This is a genomic window from Acidovorax sp. FJL06, from assembly GCF_003852545.1.
Classification (GTDB): Bacteria; Pseudomonadota; Gammaproteobacteria; order Burkholderiales; family Burkholderiaceae_C; genus Acidovorax.
In genome coordinates this window covers 40,524-58,400 of sequence record NZ_QAJR01000012.1, presented here as the reverse complement: position 1 = coordinate 58,400, position 17,877 = coordinate 40,524, and the positions used below count along the sequence as shown (strand labels likewise).

At 69.9% G+C, this 17,877-nt stretch carries 12 protein-coding genes; 7 read left to right on the top strand and 5 right to left on the bottom strand.

The window, feature by feature from the left end; genetic code table 11:
- Positions 1–21: 21 nt before the first annotated feature.
- The 7 genes from DBV10_RS07540 to DBV10_RS07510 all read left to right on the top strand — a co-directional run bounded on the left by DBV10_RS07540 (position 22) and on the right by DBV10_RS07510 (position 7,379).
- Positions 22–1,089, top strand: a complete 1,068-nt coding sequence (locus DBV10_RS07540; protein WP_124512175.1) for a helix-turn-helix domain-containing protein — start codon at positions 22–24, stop codon at positions 1,087–1,089.
- Positions 1,090–1,253: 164 nt separating this feature from the next.
- Complete coding sequence (locus tag DBV10_RS07535; RefSeq protein WP_124512173.1) at positions 1,254–1,625, top strand: hypothetical protein; 372 nt, start codon at positions 1,254–1,256, stop codon at positions 1,623–1,625.
- A 156-nt stretch (positions 1,626–1,781) separates the two neighbouring features.
- Positions 1,782–2,960 (top strand): MFS transporter, encoded by a 1,179-nt coding sequence (locus tag DBV10_RS07530; protein WP_124512171.1) that lies wholly within the window; start codon positions 1,782–1,784, stop codon positions 2,958–2,960.
- Positions 2,961–3,084: 124 nt separating this feature from the next.
- Positions 3,085–3,648: a single-stranded DNA-binding protein gene (ssb, locus tag DBV10_RS07525; RefSeq protein WP_124512169.1), complete on the top strand. Its 564-nt coding sequence runs from the start codon at positions 3,085–3,087 to the stop codon at positions 3,646–3,648.
- A 323-nt stretch (positions 3,649–3,971) separates the two neighbouring features.
- Complete coding sequence (locus DBV10_RS07520; RefSeq protein WP_124512167.1) at positions 3,972–4,544, top strand: hypothetical protein; 573 nt, start codon at positions 3,972–3,974, stop codon at positions 4,542–4,544.
- Positions 4,545–4,697: 153 nt separating this feature from the next.
- Positions 4,698–5,411, top strand: a complete 714-nt coding sequence (locus DBV10_RS07515; protein WP_124512165.1) for a Bax inhibitor-1 family protein — start codon at positions 4,698–4,700, stop codon at positions 5,409–5,411.
- 327 nt (positions 5,412–5,738) lie between these two features.
- Positions 5,739–7,379 (top strand): hypothetical protein, encoded by a 1,641-nt coding sequence (locus DBV10_RS07510; protein ID WP_233589843.1) that lies wholly within the window; start codon positions 5,739–5,741, stop codon positions 7,377–7,379.
- Positions 7,380–7,513: 134 nt separating this feature from the next.
- Here the strand turns inward: DBV10_RS07510 and DBV10_RS07505 are convergent, their stop codons facing one another.
- The 5 genes from DBV10_RS07505 to bcsP form a co-directional block, all read right to left on the bottom strand.
- Complete coding sequence (locus DBV10_RS07505) at positions 7,514–11,869, bottom strand: cellulose biosynthesis protein BcsC (protein WP_233589842.1); 4,356 nt, start codon at positions 11,867–11,869, stop codon at positions 7,514–7,516.
- A gap of 107 nt (positions 11,870–11,976) precedes the next feature.
- Positions 11,977–14,298, bottom strand: a complete 2,322-nt coding sequence (gene bcsB, locus DBV10_RS07500; RefSeq protein ID WP_124512163.1) for a cellulose biosynthesis cyclic di-GMP-binding regulatory protein BcsB — start codon at positions 14,296–14,298, stop codon at positions 11,977–11,979.
- 49 nt (positions 14,299–14,347) lie between these two features.
- Entirely contained in the window at positions 14,348–16,534 is a 2,187-nt protein-coding gene (gene bcsA / locus DBV10_RS07495) for a UDP-forming cellulose synthase catalytic subunit (protein ID WP_124512161.1), read from the bottom strand.
- The gene (gene bcsQ / locus DBV10_RS07490) at positions 16,531–17,313 is read right to left on the bottom strand and encodes a cellulose biosynthesis protein BcsQ (RefSeq protein WP_124512159.1); all 783 of its coding nucleotides are present in this window, start codon (positions 17,311–17,313) and stop codon (positions 16,531–16,533) included. Before bcsQ ends, bcsA begins: the two co-directional genes overlap by 4 nt.
- Positions 17,310–17,864, bottom strand: a complete 555-nt coding sequence (gene bcsP / locus DBV10_RS07485; RefSeq protein WP_124512157.1) for a cellulose biosynthesis protein BcsP — start codon at positions 17,862–17,864, stop codon at positions 17,310–17,312. The genes bcsQ and bcsP overlap by 4 nt, the downstream gene beginning before the upstream one ends.
- Positions 17,865–17,877 lie beyond the last annotated feature (13 nt).

The window sequence follows — 17,877 nt, the reverse complement described above, 5'->3', positions numbered from 1 at the left end:
CCCCCACATAATGGGCGCGCCATGACCACCCCGCAGCCCCTGCCCTCCACCCTGTTCACCACCGACCAGCAGGCCGGCGAAGCGCGCTTCGAGGCGTGGCGCAACAGCATTTCGGTGGTTTTTGACGTGGCACCGCTGGCGCCGGAGGGCATCGCCGCGTTCCAGGCCACCGTGCAGGCCACCCACCTGGGGCATTTGCTGGTGGGCGACTTGCACTTTGCGGGGCAGCAATTCCTGCGCGCACAGCCCCGGGTGGTGCGCGACGGGCTCGACCACTACCTGGTGCAGTGGTACCGCACGGGCGGCTTCGTGGGCCAGCGCGACGGGGGCACGGACATCGAGGTGCGCCCGGGCGATATCGCCATCCTGGATCTGGGCCGCACCCTGCGCACTTTTGCGCGCCCCTCGCATGTGATGACCCTGATCGTGCCGCGCGAACTGCTCCACGAGGCCCTGGGGGTGCGCGACTCCGACCTGCACGGCACGGTGCTGCGCGGCGGCTCGGCCCTGGGCGGCTTGCTGAGCGACCACCTGCTGTCGCTGCAGCGCCGCCTGCCGGGCATTGCGCTGGACGATGCGCCCGCCGTGGCGCGGGCCAGCGTGCAGATGCTGGCGGCCTGCGTGCGGCCCAGCGCCCGTACGCTGCACGGCGCCCAGAGCGCGATCGAGGGGGTAACGCTGCAGCGCATCCAGCAGCACATCCACCGCCACCTGGGCGCCGACCTGAGCGCCGACGCCCTGTGCCGCACCTTTGGCCTCTCGCGCAGTGCGCTGTACCGCCTGTTTGAACCCCTGGGCGGGGTGGCCCACCATGTGCAGCAGCGTCGGCTGCTGGCGGCCTACCATGCGCTGGCCAACCCGGCCAACCACCGCCTGCGCGTGGCCGAGGTGGCCACCCGGGCAGGGTTTGCCAGCAATGCGCATTTCAGCCGGGCCTTCCGCGCGGCGTTTGGCATCGCGCCGTCGGACGTGCGGGCGCCCAGCGGCAGGGGTGCAGAGGGGGCGCACCTGCCCACGGCGCAGGGCAGCTCCGCCGAGTACGCTGCCTGGGTGCGGGGTCTGCAAGGGGCAGGCGCCCACACTGGCTGACCCCATCGCGCCGTTGCGAGGGCGGGGCGTGGACGTGGGACACCAGGTCAACAAAACGCAAACGCTGGGGCAAGCCACGGCCAGGGGCCATCCCTAGCATTGGCGGTGTCCCCGCGCCACCGCCGTTCGAGCCCCGGCGGCGGCGGGGCATCCGACCTGCCGCCATGCCCAACGCCACCCCTCCTCTGCCCCGCCCGCGCGCCCCGTGGGCCGCCGCGCCCACCCACCTCCGGGCCTGGGCTGCCGTGGCGGCCCTGGGCGCGGCCTTGTCGGCGGGGGCCCGGGCCGAGGCCCCGCCGCCAGCGCCGCCCCCCGGAGCCACTGCCGTGGCCCTGCTGTACACCCCGGGCGTACCGGCGGCCCGGAGGCCCCATCCCGCCCCGGCGCCGGGGCCCCACACCCCCCATGGCGCCACCTCCCACGATGGCTCCCACATTCCCACCCCCATCGACAACCCCTGGGCGCTGGGCCTTCTGGCCGCTCTCGCAGCCCGGATGCTGTGGCTGGACTGGCGCTCCAAACAGGACTCCAACTGAAAGCCCGGGCCGCCAGGTCGGCTCCGATCGGCGGACCCGGGAGCCAATGGGCGAAAATCCCGCTTTTGCTTTATCGGGCCTTAGCGCACCACCGTGCCGGATTCTTCCTCCCTGTCAGCCGCAGCTGCAACGCGGCCCCCCGCCCCCGCCACCTCCATGACCGCGCTGGAGCGCCGCTCCAGCGTCAGCCTGGCCCTCATCTTTGCGCTGCGCATGCTGGGCCTGTTCCTGGTGCTGCCCGTGTTTGCGCTCGAAGCCCGCAAGTACCCCGGGGGCGACGACCCGGCGCTGGTGGGCCTGGCCATGGGCATCTATGGCCTCACACAGGCGGTGCTGCAGTTGCCGCTGGGCATGGCGTCCGACCGCTTCGGGCGCAAGCGCGTGATCGTGCTGGGCCTGCTGGTGTTTGCGGCAGGCAGCCTGCTGGCCGCCCTGGCCGATTCGCTCACCGGGCTGCTGGCGGGCCGCGCGCTGCAGGGCGCGGGGGCCGTGTCGGCCGCCGTGACGGCCCTGCTGGCCGACCAGACCCGCGACGCCGTGCGAACCAAGGCCATGGCGCTGGTGGGCGGCAGTATTGGCTTGATGTTTGCCGTGGCCCTGGTGCTGGCGCCGGTGCTCACGGCCCGCATCGGGCTGGCGGGGCTGTTTGGGCTGACCTGCGCGCTGGCGCTGGCCGGTGTGGCGGTGGTGGCGTGGTGGGTGCCCCCTGAACCTGCGCAGCACCAAAACGCCCCCCGGGGCCGGCTGGCCGAGGTGTGGACACAGCCCGACCTGCTGCGCCTGAACCTGGGCGTGTTTGTGCTGCACACCGTGCAGCTGTCCATGTGGGTGGCCGTGCCGGCCCTGCTGGTGCAGGCGGGCCTGGCCAAGGACCAGCACTGGCAGGTGTACCTGCCTGCCGTGGTGCTGTCGTTTGCGGCCATGGGCGGCCTGTTTGCGCTGGAACGCGCTGGCCGCCTGCGCGCCGCCCTGCTGGGGGCGATTGCACTGGTGCTGGCGGTGCAGGCGGGGCTGGGCCTGCTGGCGGCCAGCGGCCAGCCCGCCACGCTGTGGGTGTTGGGGCCGCTGCTGTTCGTGTTTTTCTGCGGGTTCAATGCGCTCGAAGCCAGCCAGCCCAGCCTGGTGTCGCGCATGGCGCCGCCGCAGCTGCGCGGCGCGGCGCTGGGCACCTACAACACCCTGCAGTCGCTGGGCCTGTTTGCGGGCGGTGCGCTGGGCGGCGTGCTGGTGAAATGGGCCGGCGCCCCCGGGCTGTTTGCGGCCACCACCGCCCTCACGGCCCTGTGGCTGGTGCTGACCTGGCCCCTGCGGCCCGTGGGGCGCGGCGGGCACTGAACCGGGGGCCGCGCCATGCCGCCGGGGCTTCCATTGCCTCCCGGTTGCGGCACAATGGCGCGTTTGGCGCCCGGAAACTTCCTTAAATCCGGCGCTTTTTCCCTTTGAAGGCAAAGACAGCACCATGGCATCCGTAAACAAAGTCATCATCGTCGGCAATCTGGGCCGCGACCCTGAAATGCGCACTTTCCCCAGTGGCGACCAGGTGGCCAACGTGACGATTGCCACCACCGACAAGTGGAAAGACAAGCAGTCTGGCGAAATGAAGGAAGCCACCGAGTGGCACCGCGTGGTCTTCAACGGCCGCCTGGCCGAAATCGCCGGCCAGTACCTGCGCAAGGGCTCGCAGGTCTACGTGGAAGGCAGCCTGCGCACGCGCAAGTGGACCGACCAGAACGGCGTGGAAAAGTACAGCACCGAGATCCGGGCCGACCAGATGCAGATGCTGGGCAGCCGCCAGGGCATGGGCGGTGGCGGCCAGGGTGGCGGTGGCCAGCAAGGCGGCGGCTATGACGACGGTGGCTACGGCGGCGGTGACAACGGCGGCGGCTACGACCAGGCCCCCCGCCGCGCCGCGCCCCAGGCACGCCCTCCCGCACCCGCACCACGCCCCGCGCCGGCCCCCGCGGCCCAGGCGCCCCGCGCCGCCTCGGGTTTTGACGACATGGACGACGACATCCCCTTCTAAAAGCCCCCTGCTTTTTGGTTGGGCGAAGGCCTGCTCCCTCCGGGGGGCAGGCCTTTTTTTCTGGGCGTCCTGCCCAGCCCCGACAAAATCTTGAACCGGCTATTACCCGATTTCCATTGGACGGGCAAGGTCTTGTGCGCCACGGATGCGGCATCCATGCTACGCGCAACATTTTGAAACGATCGATACGCCGCTGTCGCAGATCATCCGGGATTGCGTTTCATTTCGCACAGAAGGAAACAGAAACGCCGACCGCCACAGAGCCTGGGCAGCAGCACCGGGCCAGCGGCAAAAACACAGCAACAACAGAGGGAGGGAGTTTTATGCCAGGGTTTGTCCGAAAGATACTGATTTTCATTACGGGGTATGCGTGGCTGCTGCTGATCGCCGGCCCGGGGCTGATCGGGATGTCGGTCTGGAGCCAATGGAAGGCCGAGGGCGACCACGCCTACAAGCCCCGCGAGCAGTTGGAAACATTGGCCGGCACCGTGACCGCCGCCTCCGAGGTCACGGTCAAGCGCAAGCGCCGCACCACCAAGCAGTACTACGAGATCACGGTCACCCCCCAGGCCGGCGGTGCCGAGCGCAAGCTGCGCATCGACCACGGCACGCCGTCCACCCTGGTCGGCAACCTCATCGATGAAAAGATCACGGCCCTGTTCGACGCCAGCGACAGCGACATCGCGTACGAAATTGTTACCAACGGTCAACCCGTCATCGCCTACGAAAGCACCAAGCAGCGCATGCTGAAGGAAGCCCAGTCGAACGCTGCGTCCTTCAGCGGCGCCGGCATGTGGATCTTCGCCATCCTGCTGACGCTGGTCGGTGCCGCAGGGGTCTGGGCCAACCGCAGGCTGCGCCAGGCGGACGAGAACCTGCAGGTGGCCGCGGCGTAATCCGCCACGGCCTCGCTGGGGGGCGGGGCGTTCTACCGCCTGCCCCCCATGCCCCCCACAGTTCAAGAAGAAGAGGGAGGGAGGGGCTGCGCCACCGGTGCACCCCTCCCGCGAACAGCGTGGCACCACGCTTTTTCAACGGAGGACATCACCATGAACCCCAACGCACTTTCACCGCAAACCCCTGCCGGCGCTCCGATGGAGCGCCGTGATTTCATCGTCTCGACCTACAAGCACCTGGGCGTGGCCATCCTGGCTTTTGTCGTGCTGTCGGCCGTGCTGATGCTGAGCGGCTTTTCCACCACCGCCGCCAAGATGCTCATGGGCAGCGGCAACAAGTTCATCTGGCTGGGGGTCATGGGCGCCTTCATGCTGGTGGGCTGGCTTGCCTCCCACCTGGCCGACAACGCCGAGAATCCGCAGACCCAGCTCATGGGCCTGGGCCTGTATGTGCTGGCCGAAGGCCTGATCTTCGCCCCGATGTTCGGCATCGCGCAGCTGCTGGTGCCCGGCGCCATCGGTGCCGCCGCCTTCATCACCCTGCTGCTGGTGGCCGCGCTCACGTGGACAGCCTTCACCAGCCAATCCGACTTCTCGTTCCTGGGCGGCATCCTCAAGGTGGGCGGCCTGGTCGCCCTGGGCACCATCGTGGCGGGTGCCATCTTTGGCTTCAAGCTCGGCATCTGGTTCTCGGGGATCATGGTGCTGTTCGCGGGCGCCTGCGTGCTGTATGACACCGCGCGCATCATCCACGACTACCCCGCCGACCGCCCCGCAGGCGCTGCACTGCACCTGTTTGCGTCGATTGCGCTGATGCTCTGGTATGTGCTGCGCATCCTGATCAGCCTGGCGACCAACGACGATTGAGGCGCATCCGTCCGCGTTCCCGCCGAGGAGCGCCCCGCGCCCCCACGAAGACCAGGAGCCCGCACCGGCCCTGGTCTTTTCTTTTGGGCACCGCCCCAGGGTCTGACCGCCACGCGCTCCCCCGCACAGCTGCCGTTGCCGCGTCCGCTGCTGGCACAATTCGACACAGCTCGGGAGCCCACGGCAGTGGCGGGGCCTGCAGGCCCTGCGCCCGTCACCTGGCATTCCGGCTTCCGCGTGCCAGGCGCGGCGCCCCGTGCAGCGCGGGTGCGCCACGGCGGCTTCCCGACCCACCACCATCACCCATCGACCTCCTTTTTGTCCATCATGCGCAAATATTTCTGGCTTTCCTTGACCTGTGCGGCGCTGCTCGCCAGTTGCGGCGGGGGCTCCTCCGACGGCGAAGACGTGGGCCCCGCCCCGGGCGTGCAGCAATACCCGGGTGGCGTGTGGGAAGGCACCGTGGGCACCGGCGCAGCGCAGCGCCAGGTGGTGGGCTACATCGATCCCGGCCCGCAGGGCACGGGGGGTGAGTTCTACCTCGCCCGCGAAGCCCCGGGCGCGGCGGGCTTTGATGCGCTCTACGGGCGCCTGAATGTCAACGTCACGGCGGTGCTGGCCACCGGGGTGACGTATTTCTCGGTGCAGGACGGCAAATTCGCCGCCGGCCTGACCTTGCGCGGCACGGCCTCGAACAGCGGCAAGATCGGCCGCACCGACGCCATCAGCGGCAACTACAGCGACCCGGTGCAAACCGCCGCCGCCTCGGGCGCGACGGTGCCGCTGAAGCTCGCGTACAGCAGCCTCAATTTCCACACCGCCAGCGCCAGCCTGATCGAGGGCACCTACCGCGGCACGGGCCTGTTCGGCGGCGGCTGGGTGCTCACGGTCACGCCCCAGGGCCAGCTTTCGGGCCGCATTGGCGGCTGCATGGCCACGGGCTCGGCCACGCCGCGCGCAGCGGGCTCGCCCCTGTACTCGATGACGCTGAACCTCTCCGGCGACACGACCTCGTGCGGGGCCAGCGGCACCCAGCAGTCGGGCATCGCCGTGCTGCGGTTTGACGCCGCAGGGGTGCCCAACGGCATCTGGGTGTTCACCCGCAATGCCACGGGCACCGACAACACCTACACCCTCAACGGCATTGCCGACCCGCGCACCACGGTGCCGCCTTCGGCCACGCCGCTGTCCGTGGCGGGCAACTGGCAGGGTTCGCTCACGCTGCCGACGGGCGTGATCGGCGACACCACCGTCTGGGGCAGCGTGCTGCCGGATGGCGGCCTGTTCTTCTACACCAACAGCAGCCTGGACCACAACGCGCTGTATGGCCGCCTCATCCGCTATGACAACAATGCCACGAACAACCGCTTCGTCACCGCCAGCGACGGCGTGTTCTTCAACCGCTTGCTGGGCAACACGGGCACCTACAACGAAGGCGTGCTGATCGACGGCACCTTGCAAAGCAGCAACGGCTCCAGCACCGCCAGCCTGTTCAGCGGCAGCTTCAGCTACCCCACGCAGCCGGGCGGCTTCCCCACGCGTTTCAACGTCATGCCCGACCCCCTGTATGCCCTGCCCGCAGGCAAGGCCGCGACCACGGCCCTGATCGTGGGCACCTACAAGATGGCAGGCGCCGGCTTTGGCGGGGACACCACGACGCTGAAGGTCTTTGCCGATGGCGCGATCACGGGCCTCACGTCCAGCGGCTGCGAAGTGGCCGGCAAGCTCCTGGGCGAGCTGGGCAGCGGCCTGAACCTGTACCGCGTCGAGGCCTTTGGCTACCTCAAGAGCCCCAATGCCCCCATCACCTGCGGCCTGGCATCCGGCCCACCGCAGTCCGGCTCGGCATCGGCGCAGTTTGATGCCAATGGCAATGTGACCGGCCTGCGCATTCTGACGGCGGGCCTGTCCGTGGCCGGCACACGCGCACGCACGGTGTTTGTGGGCGCCAAGCAGGTCGCACCGTAAAGGCCGGCCCCGCAGCCTTCCCCCGCCCCGCGCGTCCCCCCGTGGCGCGGGGGTGAAGGCCCAAAGAGAAAGGCCCGTTGNNCAACGGGCCTTTCTCTTTGCATGGGACCACCGGGCCAAAACCCGGACCTGGCTCAGTTGCCGTAGGGCGAGCGCAGCGGGTTCACCGGGAACACCTGCAAGCCGTTGTAGGGCTGGAACGCATAGCGCACATACAGGCCGCCCGCGAATTCGCGGTAGTTGCGCGCATTGTTGAGCGCCAGGTGGCCCCCCACGAACACCTGGGGATGCATCTGGTACTCCATGGCCGCACCCAGGTTGTAGCCCAGGCCCGTGCGCGACTGGCCGGGGTAGATGGCCGTGGCGCCGGTCTCGCCAAACGCCAGGGCATCGCTGGCGGCCTGCACCGCCGAGGCCTGGCGCGAGGGGCTGTTGGGGAAGTAGGGGGCGGCGTCTTCCTTGAAGTACTGCACGCCCACCGAACCCTTGAGCTGGTAGGACAGGCGGCCGTTGCGCTGCGCCCACTCGACGGGGATGCCGAAGGACATGAACTGCTGCGGGCTGAAGTAGCCCCCATGGCCCACGGTGAAGTAGCGCAGGTTGCGCTGGTACGACAGGCCCGAGAAGCTCAGGCCGGCCGTGAGGTCGGCGTTCGAGGTGCGGTGCACATGCCAGTACATGCCGCCCCCCAGCTCGGCGCGCGCATTGCTGCGCACCCGCTCGCCCGTGATGCCGTGCAGGGAGCCGTAGCCATACAGGCCCAGCTCGCCGTCGTCCCAGGTCATGTCCACGCGGCCACCCGTGGCCGACACACCGCCCCAGCGGTCGCCGGTGCGGGCATCGCGGGCCCCGGCGAACGACAGCAGGCTGTCGTTCACGGGCCGGCGCGACAAGTCCACGGCCATGGTCAGCTCGTCGCTGAGCGGCATGCGGTAACGCACCCCGCCCGTCACGTCCGCCTGGCCAAAGCCCAGGGGCGTGGTGCCGATGTCCACCTTGAGCCCGCCGGATTCATAGCCTACGCTCACCCCGATGCCACTGTCGCTTTGCGAACCGGGCGCGCGCAGCGGCATGTCGAGCGCCGTGACCGGGCCGCCGCCGAAGCGGCTCAGGGTGCCATAGGGCGTTCCGGGCGATCCGGCACTGGCGCCCGTGGGCGTCACCCCCAGGATCAGGTGGCCGTCGCCCACGCTCATCTTGAGCTGCACCGGGGCCTCGATCTCGGACAGCTGGCTCATGCCCGCCTCGCCCTGGCGCGCACGGGCCGTGACCCCCACGGAGAACGTGGAGATCTGGCTTTGCTGCACCTCGCGCAGTTCGTCGCGCACCGTGCGCGGCCGTGCGGGGTCGGGCACAGTGCCCAGGGTGCCTGCAGTGGCCCAGGCGGAGGGCTGCGGGGCCACCGGCATGCGCTGCGCAGGCTGGGCAGGCGGCTGCACGCCGGCATATCCCGCATAGGCTTGCGCCGGGGTGAGGTACCCGGCCGCAGCGGCGGCTGGCTGTGCGGGCAAGGCCGCAGGCACATAAGCGGCTGCAGGCGCAGAGACGGGAGCGGTTGCCATGGCAGGGCTTGCCGACGCCGGGGCCTGGCGCGGTGCCAGCGGTGCCGTTGCGCGCCCCGCCGTGGCCGCGCTGCGGGCGGTGCCGGCCGGCGCGGCCGATGGCGCTGCGGCCGGGCTGGCGGCCTCGGGGTAGTAGCTGGCGGGCGTCATCGGCGGCGCCTGGACCAGCGCCTGGGATGCCGGGGCAAAGCGGCTGGCGCCTGCAGGGTCTGGAATGTAGAGCCCCGATGGCACGTTGTTGTTGCTGCTGCGCGCCACGGGCTGGGGCGCATATTGCATGGGCGTGTAGCCCACGGGGGAGCGGGCCACGCCGGCACTCGCAGCCCCCGGCACCGCCAGCCCGCCGCCCGTGCGCTGCAGGCCACCGGCCCGCTGGACAAACGGGTTGCCCGACCGCGCGGGCCCGGCGGCCACGCCGCTGGCGGCCAGCACCGCGTCGCGCTGGGCGTTCTCGGCCGCCACGGCCGCCGTGAAGAATTCGGTGGCCTTGGTGTTCTTGCCCTGCACGCGGTAGAGCCGCCCTGCAGCGGTCAGCACCTCGGGGTCGCGCGGTGCGCGCGCCAGCGCCACGGACAGCAGCGACTCCGCATAGCCGTAGTCCTTGGCACCCGTGGCCATGGCGGCGGTCTGCAGGAGCAGGGAAAGGTCGTTGGGCGACTTTTCCAGCAGCCGCGCATACAGCGCCTGCGCCGGGGCGTAGTCGTTGTTGGCCGCATACATGCGGGCCAGGGCCGCCATGACCGGGGGGTCTTCGGCCTGCTCGGCCAGCAGCGGGGCCAGCGTGTCGTAGGCGGCGACCAGGTCGCCCGCTTCGCGCAGGCCGTCGGCCTGGCGCACGATGTAGGCCCGGCGGATGTCGGCAAAGCTGCGGCGCTCGCGTTCGCTCATGGGCGCCGTCTGCAGCTGGCGCAGGATGCCGGCCAGTTCCACGTCCTGCTGGGTCTTGAGCAGCGTGGCCGCGTACTGCAGCCGCAGGCCCACGTCGGGCCGGGCCGTGCGTGCCAGCACCTGGCGCACCATGCCCAGCGCGCGCTGGGGTTCGCCCGCATCGGCGTAGGCCAGGGCCAGCGCGCCGAACAATTCCGTGTCCTGCGTGGCAAAGGATTCCGCCTGGGCCAGGGTGGCCAGCGCCTCCGAGCGGCGGCCTTCCACCGCCAGGGCGGCAGCGGCCTGGGCCTGCACATGCACCCACACGCGCTTTTGCAGTGCCGCGATGTCGCGCGTGCGGTGCTTTTCAGGAATGCGGTCGAGCAGGGCCAGCGCATTGGGCCAGTCGCTGGCTTCGGACGCCAGCAAGGCGCTGGCATACAGCGCCTCGGGCATGTGGGGGTTGGACAGCAGCAGGCCGTCCATCACGCCCCGGGCTTCGGCCACGGCGCCCATGCGCAGGTACAGGCGGGCCAAGTCCAGGCGCACCCAGGGGCTGGCCGGGTCGTTGAGCAGGGCATCTTCCAGCGCCACGCGCGCGGCGGTGGTGTCGCCACGCTCCGTGGCCGCCCGGGCCTGGCCCAGCGCCTGCGCAGCGCGCAGGCGGCCCAGGGCGCCGACCTTTTCCTGCTGCGAGGGCGAGAGCTTCTCGACCAGGGCCAGCGCTTCGGCGGCCTTGTTGTTCTGCGCCAGCACACCCACCAGTCCGCGCACGGCGTCCGGGTTGTCGGCCTGCCGCGCCAGCACCCGCCGGTAGGCGGCTTCGGCCGCGTCGTACTGGCCGGCTTCCACGAGCAGGTCGGCCAGATCGGTTTCGGCCGTCGCTTCTGCGGGGTTGAGGCGCACGGCCTGCTCCAGCGTGCGGCGCGCGGCAGCGGTGTCGCCGCGCTCGCGTTCGCTGGTGGCCTGCTCGACCAGGCTCCAGTAGGTGGCGCTGTCCAGCGCCTGCTTCCAGCGGGCGGCCGAGCCGGCGCGCGAGGCCCGCTCCAGCAGGCCGCGCGCGTCGGCAAAACGCTCCTGACGCAGCCGCAGGATGCCCAGCCCCCCCAAGGCGTCGCCATCGCTGGGGCGTGTTTCGAGCACCTGCAGGAACGCGGCTTCTGCCGCGTCCAGTTCGCCATCTTCCAGCGCCTGGAACCCGGCGGTGGTGCGCAGACGCAGCGGGTCTGTCGCCACGGGGCGGCTGGCCGCCTGGCTCTGCTTTTGCAGGGCCTGGGCCTGGGCCAGGCGTGTCTGCACGGCCGTGTCGCCAGGGTTCGCACGCAGGAACTCCTGGTACAGCGGGATGTCGGCCGAGCGGTTGCCCGTCCAGGCCAACGCCTTGCGCCAGCTCTCGGTGGCGGCCTTGCCCACATCGGAGCGCCCGGCCAGGCGTGCGAGCTGGGCAATGCCGTCGCGGCGCGTGGATTCGCGGTAGGTCAGGTGCTGCGCCAGGGCCAGTGCAATCTGCGGGTCTTCGGGCGACTCCTGCGCCAGGCGGGTGAGCCCCCGGCGGGCTTCGTCCCAGCCGCCGGCGGTGGCGCCCAGGGTCTGGTAGTACTCCAGGGCCAGCGGCCCGGTGGGAGGGCGCTCGCCCAGCGCAGCCTGGTAGGTGCTCAGCGCCTGGCTGGCCTGGCCGCTGCGGGCCTGCTGGCGCGCGGTCTCGATCTGGGGCGCACTGCGCCCCGTGCGGATGGATTCCTGCAGCCGGCTCACCAGCGGGCTGCGTGGGTGGGCGGCCTGCAGCTGCGTCAGGTAGCGCTGCGCGCCCTCGGGGCGCTGGGCGTTCAGTTCCGCCAGCGCCATGCCATACAGGGCCTGGGCGTTCTGGGGGTTCAGGCGCAGCAGCTTCTGCCAGGCCTCACCGGCGCGCTCGGTATCGCCGCGCTCTTGCCAGTACTGGCCCTGGTCCAGCAGGGTCTGTTCGGCCCCGGTCTGCGCCCAGGCCGCAGCAGGCGCCATCAGCGAGGCCAGCAGGCCCATGGCGAGTGTGTGGTGGTGACGACGGCGTTTGGAGGACATGCCTTCCTTCTCCCTGCGAGGCTCCCGGCCGCCCTGGCGGCCCGGAATGTGTTGCGTGATTCTGAAAGAGCCGGGGGCCGCTCAGCGCCTGCCCACCAGCCCTGCTGCTAGCCCTTTTGCTTGAGCCGGGCCCGTGCGCGCGCCCTGAGCGACAGGTACAGGATGATGGCCACCAGCACGGCGGCGGACACCCCCAGCAGGATCAGCAGCAGCGGGTTGCGCGAAAGAAACCACTGCGCATACAGCAGCGGCCCCAGCTGGCCCACATGGTAGTTTTTCTCGGCCACCAGGCTGTCCACCTGCTTGCCCCGGATCACCGTGGTGCTGCCCTGCACCTTGGTGAGCGCGTCGGCATCGAGCAGCGCGTCCATCACCTGCGTGAGGCCCGCAGGCTGGTTGCTGGCCACCAGCACCACGCTGCGGCCGGTGCGCAGGGGCGATTCAAACCCGGCAATGAAAGCGTCCGTGCTGGTGCTGGAGAACGCCACCTGGTTGCGGCGCGCGCGGGTGCCCGACTCTTCCTCAAAGCCCCACCAGCGCAGCACGCGGTGGGCGAGGTCCGCCACCTGGAAGCTCTTGGCATCGCCTTGCAGCGCCGCAGGAATGGAGCCGGCCCATTGCTTGAGCAAGGGCTGGTTGCCGCCGCCGGAGGAGATGACCAGCAGGTCCTTGTCGCCCAGGCGATCGACCTGCTGGGCCTGGGCTACGGTCACGCCCAGGGCCGGAAACCCGGTGACGCGCCCCATGATCCCCATCAGGCCCAGGTAGGTGCCTAGCTCCTGCACGCCCGGCTTGTCCGGCATCACCACGGCCGATTCCGACAGGTCGGCCATGCGCGTGAACGGGAAGCCGGCGTTGCCGAACGCGGCCAGGTCCGGCATGGCGATGAAGTGCGGGAAGCCGGAGATATCGATGGTCGAATCGGCCTCCACCGAGCCCCGCACGTTGTCCAGCGGCACGTCCTTGCAGGCGCCTTGCTTGACCACGTCGTAGTAGTAGTGCATCTGCAGCTGCGACTGGGCCGGCAGCTTGAACAGCGGGATGTGGAACTTCTCGCGCTCGGGCACCGTTTCGCCCGGGGGCAGCACCTTGGTGAGCAGGCGGTCCAGCGTGCCCGGTTCCTCATGGTTCACGGCCCGCAGCGGCAGGGACTGCAGGAACTGCTGGTTCACGTTGATGTTGAGCGTGGACTTGTCCGCGTTCGGGCGCGGGGTGTAGCGGTAGCGCAGGTCCACCGGGATGCCCTTCTGGCGCCACCCGAACAGGTCGGGCGGCAGGAAGAAGTTCACGCGGATCAGGTCGGGCGCGTAGCCGGACACGTTGAGCGCCTGGGCCTCGGCCAGCTCGCCAAACTTCACGGGCCGGTCGCTGGCCAGCCAGTGGGGGGCGTCGTAGGGCTTGCGGGGCTTGAGCTCGGTGACCTCGGTGATGCGCGCGAGCGGGCCGGACAGGGTGGAGGAACCCACCGCCACGGCCTTGGCCGCGACCGCCAGCTCGGCATCGTCGCGGCCCATGACCAGCAACAGCTTGCCGTTGCGGTCGGCGGGGTGGCTGACCACCGCCACCGTGGGGCCCTGGATCTCCGGCAACGCCAGGCCCGCAGGCGCCTGCGCCCGGCCGGCCACCATCACCACGGCATTGCCGCGCGCGGGCAGCTCGCCGATGAGGGACGGGAACTTCGCGCCCCGGAAACCCGCCAGCGCGCCAAACCAGGACGACACCGTGCCTGCGGCCTGCAGGGTGCCCGCATTGGGTGCGGCATTGAACACAACGGGCAGTTCCAGCGGCCGCACATCCCGGCGGTCAAAGAAGGGCTGGGGCAGCAGCGCCAGATCGTTGGTCTGCGCCACGGGCGCCACCGTCAGCTCCAGCACGCTGTCGTTGCCGATGTTGGCCCACAGGCTGGAGTGCAGCGGGTCCTCGCATTCCATCGTGTAGTGGCCGATGAGCTGCAGGTTCAGCCGGTTGAATTCGGTGATCAGGCGCGGCGGGATGCTGATCTCGCGCTGCAGGCTCTCGCCGGCCTGTTGCGTGGTCACGGGGATGGTGGCCGCGACCTGCTCGTTGACCAGCACCTTGATGTGCGACAGGTTGGTCAGCAGCGCAGGCGAATAGGAGTAGTTGAGCTTGAGCCGGGCGCCGGTCACCACCTCGTCGCCACGCACGCTGAAGGCCACGCCGCTGGTGCCCTCCACCCCGCGCAGCTGCAGCGGGAACAGCGCCCCCAGGTCCTTGAAGCTGGTGCGGTGCACACGCACACCGCTCTCGGCCGGTGCGGCCACGGCGGCCATCGCCGGGGCCGCTGCGGGGGCGGGAGCGGCTGCCAGCTGCGAAACGGGCGCGGCCGTCCCTGCCAGAACCAAGGCCAGCATGGCAGGCAGCATGCGCTTGCGCGGCAGCCGCGCTGTCGGATGTCTTTTGGAAATCATGGTGTGGAGTCTCAGGAAACAGGGAGGGCGAAGCGGTCCGCAGGCCGGTTCAGCGGGGCTTGAGGGACTTGACGGCGGAGACCGTCAGCTGCCCCATGCCCTTGAATCCGATCACGATCACGCTCTTGAGCGAGCGCAACGGCTTGTCGCGCTGGCCCGTGCCCCAGGTGGCAACCCAGGCATCGGCGCGCGCAAAGGTCAGCGACGCCAGCTCGGCCTGCTGGTGCAGGCTGAGGTTGTCGAACTTCACGCCCAGGCGCCCCTTGCCGCTGAACGTGACGATGGCCGGGAAGACGCCTTCTTCGTCCGAGCGGAACAGCGACACCGACAGGCGGCTGCCCATGGGGATGTCGCTCTCTGGCGGCACCGCCAGCCCCAGGCCATGCTGCGAGAAGTCTTCGGTCTTGCACACCAGGGTGCGGCCATTCTCGAACCGGATCACGGCCGGCAGGCTGGCCGCCACGCGCGGCGTGCCGCGGATCTGGCGCGTCTCGCTGGCCACGGCCACGCTGGCCCCCAGCAGGATGATGTTGTAGACGGTCCAGACCATGTTGATGACCAGCGTGGTGGTCTCATCGCCGTCCGACGAGAACAGCTTCCAAATGCCGACCGCGATGCCCACCAGGTTGATCATCAGCAGCACCACATAGGGGCGGGCGATGGTCCAGTCGAAGTACGCCTTCTCGATCACCCCGCCCTTGGCCGTCACGTTGAACTTGCCCAGCTTGGGGTTGATGGCCGCCACCAGCACGGGGCGCATGATGTACCAGGCGAGCACCGACTCGTACACCTCGTTCCAGAACGAATGGCGAAAGCGCCCCTGGATGCGGGAGTTGGTCACGCTGGCGTGGGCCAGGTGGGGCAGCGCATAGGCGGTGATCATCAGCGCCGTGGCCTGGAACACCTGCGCGCCAAAGAACAGGTAGGCCAGCGGCGCGGTCAAGAACACCAGGCGCGGCAAGCCATAGAAGAAGTGCAGCATCGCGTTCAGGTAGCACAGCCGCTGGCCGAAATGCAGGCCCTTGCCGAACAGCGGGTTGTCGGTGCGCGCGATCTGCGCCATGCCCCGCGCCCAGCGGATGCGCTGGCCCACATGGCCCGACAGGCTCTCGGTGGCCAGGCCGGCGGCCTGCGGCACTTCGAGGTAGGCGGTGTTGTAGCCCAGGCGGCTGAGCTTGAGCGCGGTGTGGGCGTCCTCGGTCACGGTTTCCACGGCGATGCCGCCCACTTCCAGCAGCTCCTTGCGGCGGATGATGGCGCAGGAGCCGCAGAAGAACGAGGCGTTCCACAGGTCGTTGCCGTCCTGCACGATGCCGTAGAACAGCTCGCCCTCGTTGGGCATGCGGTGGAAGGTGTCGAGGTTGCGCTCGAAGGGGTCGGGCGAGAAGAAGACGTGGGGCGTCTGCAGCATCACCAGGTTGGTGTCCTTGAAGAACCAGCCCATGCACACCTGCAGGAAGGAGCGCGTGGGAATGTGGTCGCAGTCGAAGATCGCGATGTACTCGGAGTGCGTGACCTGGAGTGCCGCGTTGATGTTGCCGGCCTTCGCATGGTGGTTGTTGTCGCGGATCAGGTAGCCCACGCCCAGCTCTTCGCAAAACTCGCGAAACTCGGTGCGGCGGCCGTCGTCGAGCACATACACATGCAGGCGGTCGGCGGGCCAGTCCAGGCTCATGGCCGAGAACACCGTCTGGCGCACCACTTCCAGGGGCTCGTTGTAGCTGGGGATGAAAATATCCACGCTGGGCCAGGTGCTCACATCGGCGGGCATGGGCACCGGGCGGCGCTGCAGGGGCCAGGCGGTCTGAAAGTATCCGATGAGCAACACCGCAAACGCATACAGCTCGGCCAGCACCAGCCCGTAGCCAAAGGCCGCATCCATCCAGTGGGTGAAGCCGATGGTGTCCGTGAAGCGCCAGTAGATGTAGCGCGACGACGCCGAGATCGACAGCACGATCATGGCCAGCGTGGACAGCCGGCCCGGGGTCTTGCTCAGCAGCAGTGCCGCCGCAAACGAGCCCACGGAGAAGAATATCTGGCCCTCCAGGTCCAGCGGCACGCTGATGACCAGCCCCATCAGCAGCGCACTGAACACCACGGCCGCGACCCGGGCCATGGGGTGCGTCCAGAGCGCCCACCCCGTGATGGCATGCACCACGGTACGCCAGTGCGCCTGGGGGCTGTGGGAATCCGCGTCGGCAACCTCGTCGGCCTGGGGGCGCTGGTCCACGCTCATGGCGCGCCTCCCGCCAGCCGCAGGCCCAGGTGCTGCGCCAGCACCTGCGCACATTTGCGCAGGTCGTCGGCCGCCTGGCCATGCGTGTCGTACTCCAGCACGCTCTGGTCATAGGCCAGCGCCTCGCGCACGGCCTGGTCTTCGTGGACCACGCCGATCAAGCGCGCGCCCAGGCTGTCCTGCATCACGCGCTTGATGTCCTTGGACAGCTGGCGGGCTCCGTCGGCCTGGTTCAACACGTACAGCGTTTCGGAAAAATCAGGGCGCGGCGTGCAGTAGGCGTGCACCAGGCGCTGCATCAGGGCCAGCGCCGCATACGATGCCGCATCGGGCAGGCTGACCACCACCACCACCTGGGCGGCCGTCAGCGCCTGCTGCATGTAGACGGAAGGGCCGGGGGGCGTATCGATGAACACCACCGCATCCTGCGGCAGGTCCAGGCTGTGCAACTGCTGCGCCAGCCAGTCCGGGTGCGCGTCCAGGTGCCGCTCGAAGGCCACGCGGTCGGCCTCGTTCACCACGCCGTAGGGCAGCACATGCACCCCCGCCAGGCTTTGCACGCAGACCGAGCCCCAGCCTTCGCCCTCCAGGCTGGCGCGGGAGATGCCCGCGAGGGAGGCAGGATCGGCCCCGAAATGCAGGCCCAGCGCGTTCTGGGGGTCCAGGTCGGCCACCAGCACCGTCGCCACGCCCTGGCGATGCAGCGCCGTGGCCAGGTTCGCGGTCAGGGTGGTCTTGCCCACGCCCCCCTTGGCCGACACGATGGCAATCACTTTCATGGATGGCCCTTGCGAGGCTGCCAGCCTGCGGCCGGCCGGGGGGGCGCGTCGCCCGCCAGGCGTGCGAAAACCGACGGTAGATCTGCGGGCAGTGCGGCCTGGGGCGGCGCGGGCTCGTCGCGCAGGGCCAGCCCTGTCCCCGCATGCAGGCCGGCCAGGCTGGCCAGGGGGGAGCGGGAGGCTTGAGGAGTCACCGGCGCGGGAGCAGGCGGGGACGCAGATGCCCCCATCGGCGCGAGGATGTCCGGGGCCGGGGTCTGCGGTGCAGCGCGCGGCACCCAGTCCGTGGGTTGCGGCCACGTGGCCGCCGGCGGGGCGGCAGGCGTGGGGGCCGGCCCAGGCTGTGGCCGGGGTGCAGGCGCCTGCACTGCAGCACCCACGTGGCGGTTTACGGCAGGCACATCGTCGCCCACGGCCCCCCGAACGGCAGACACCAGGGGCCAGCGCTCACTGGACCGCTGATGCTCCTGCTTGCGGGCCAACTCCTGGTAAGGGTCGGCCTTGGCCCCGAACTGCTGGAAGAGGTTCACGATGTCGTCTGAGTTCTTCACGGGTCACCGCCAA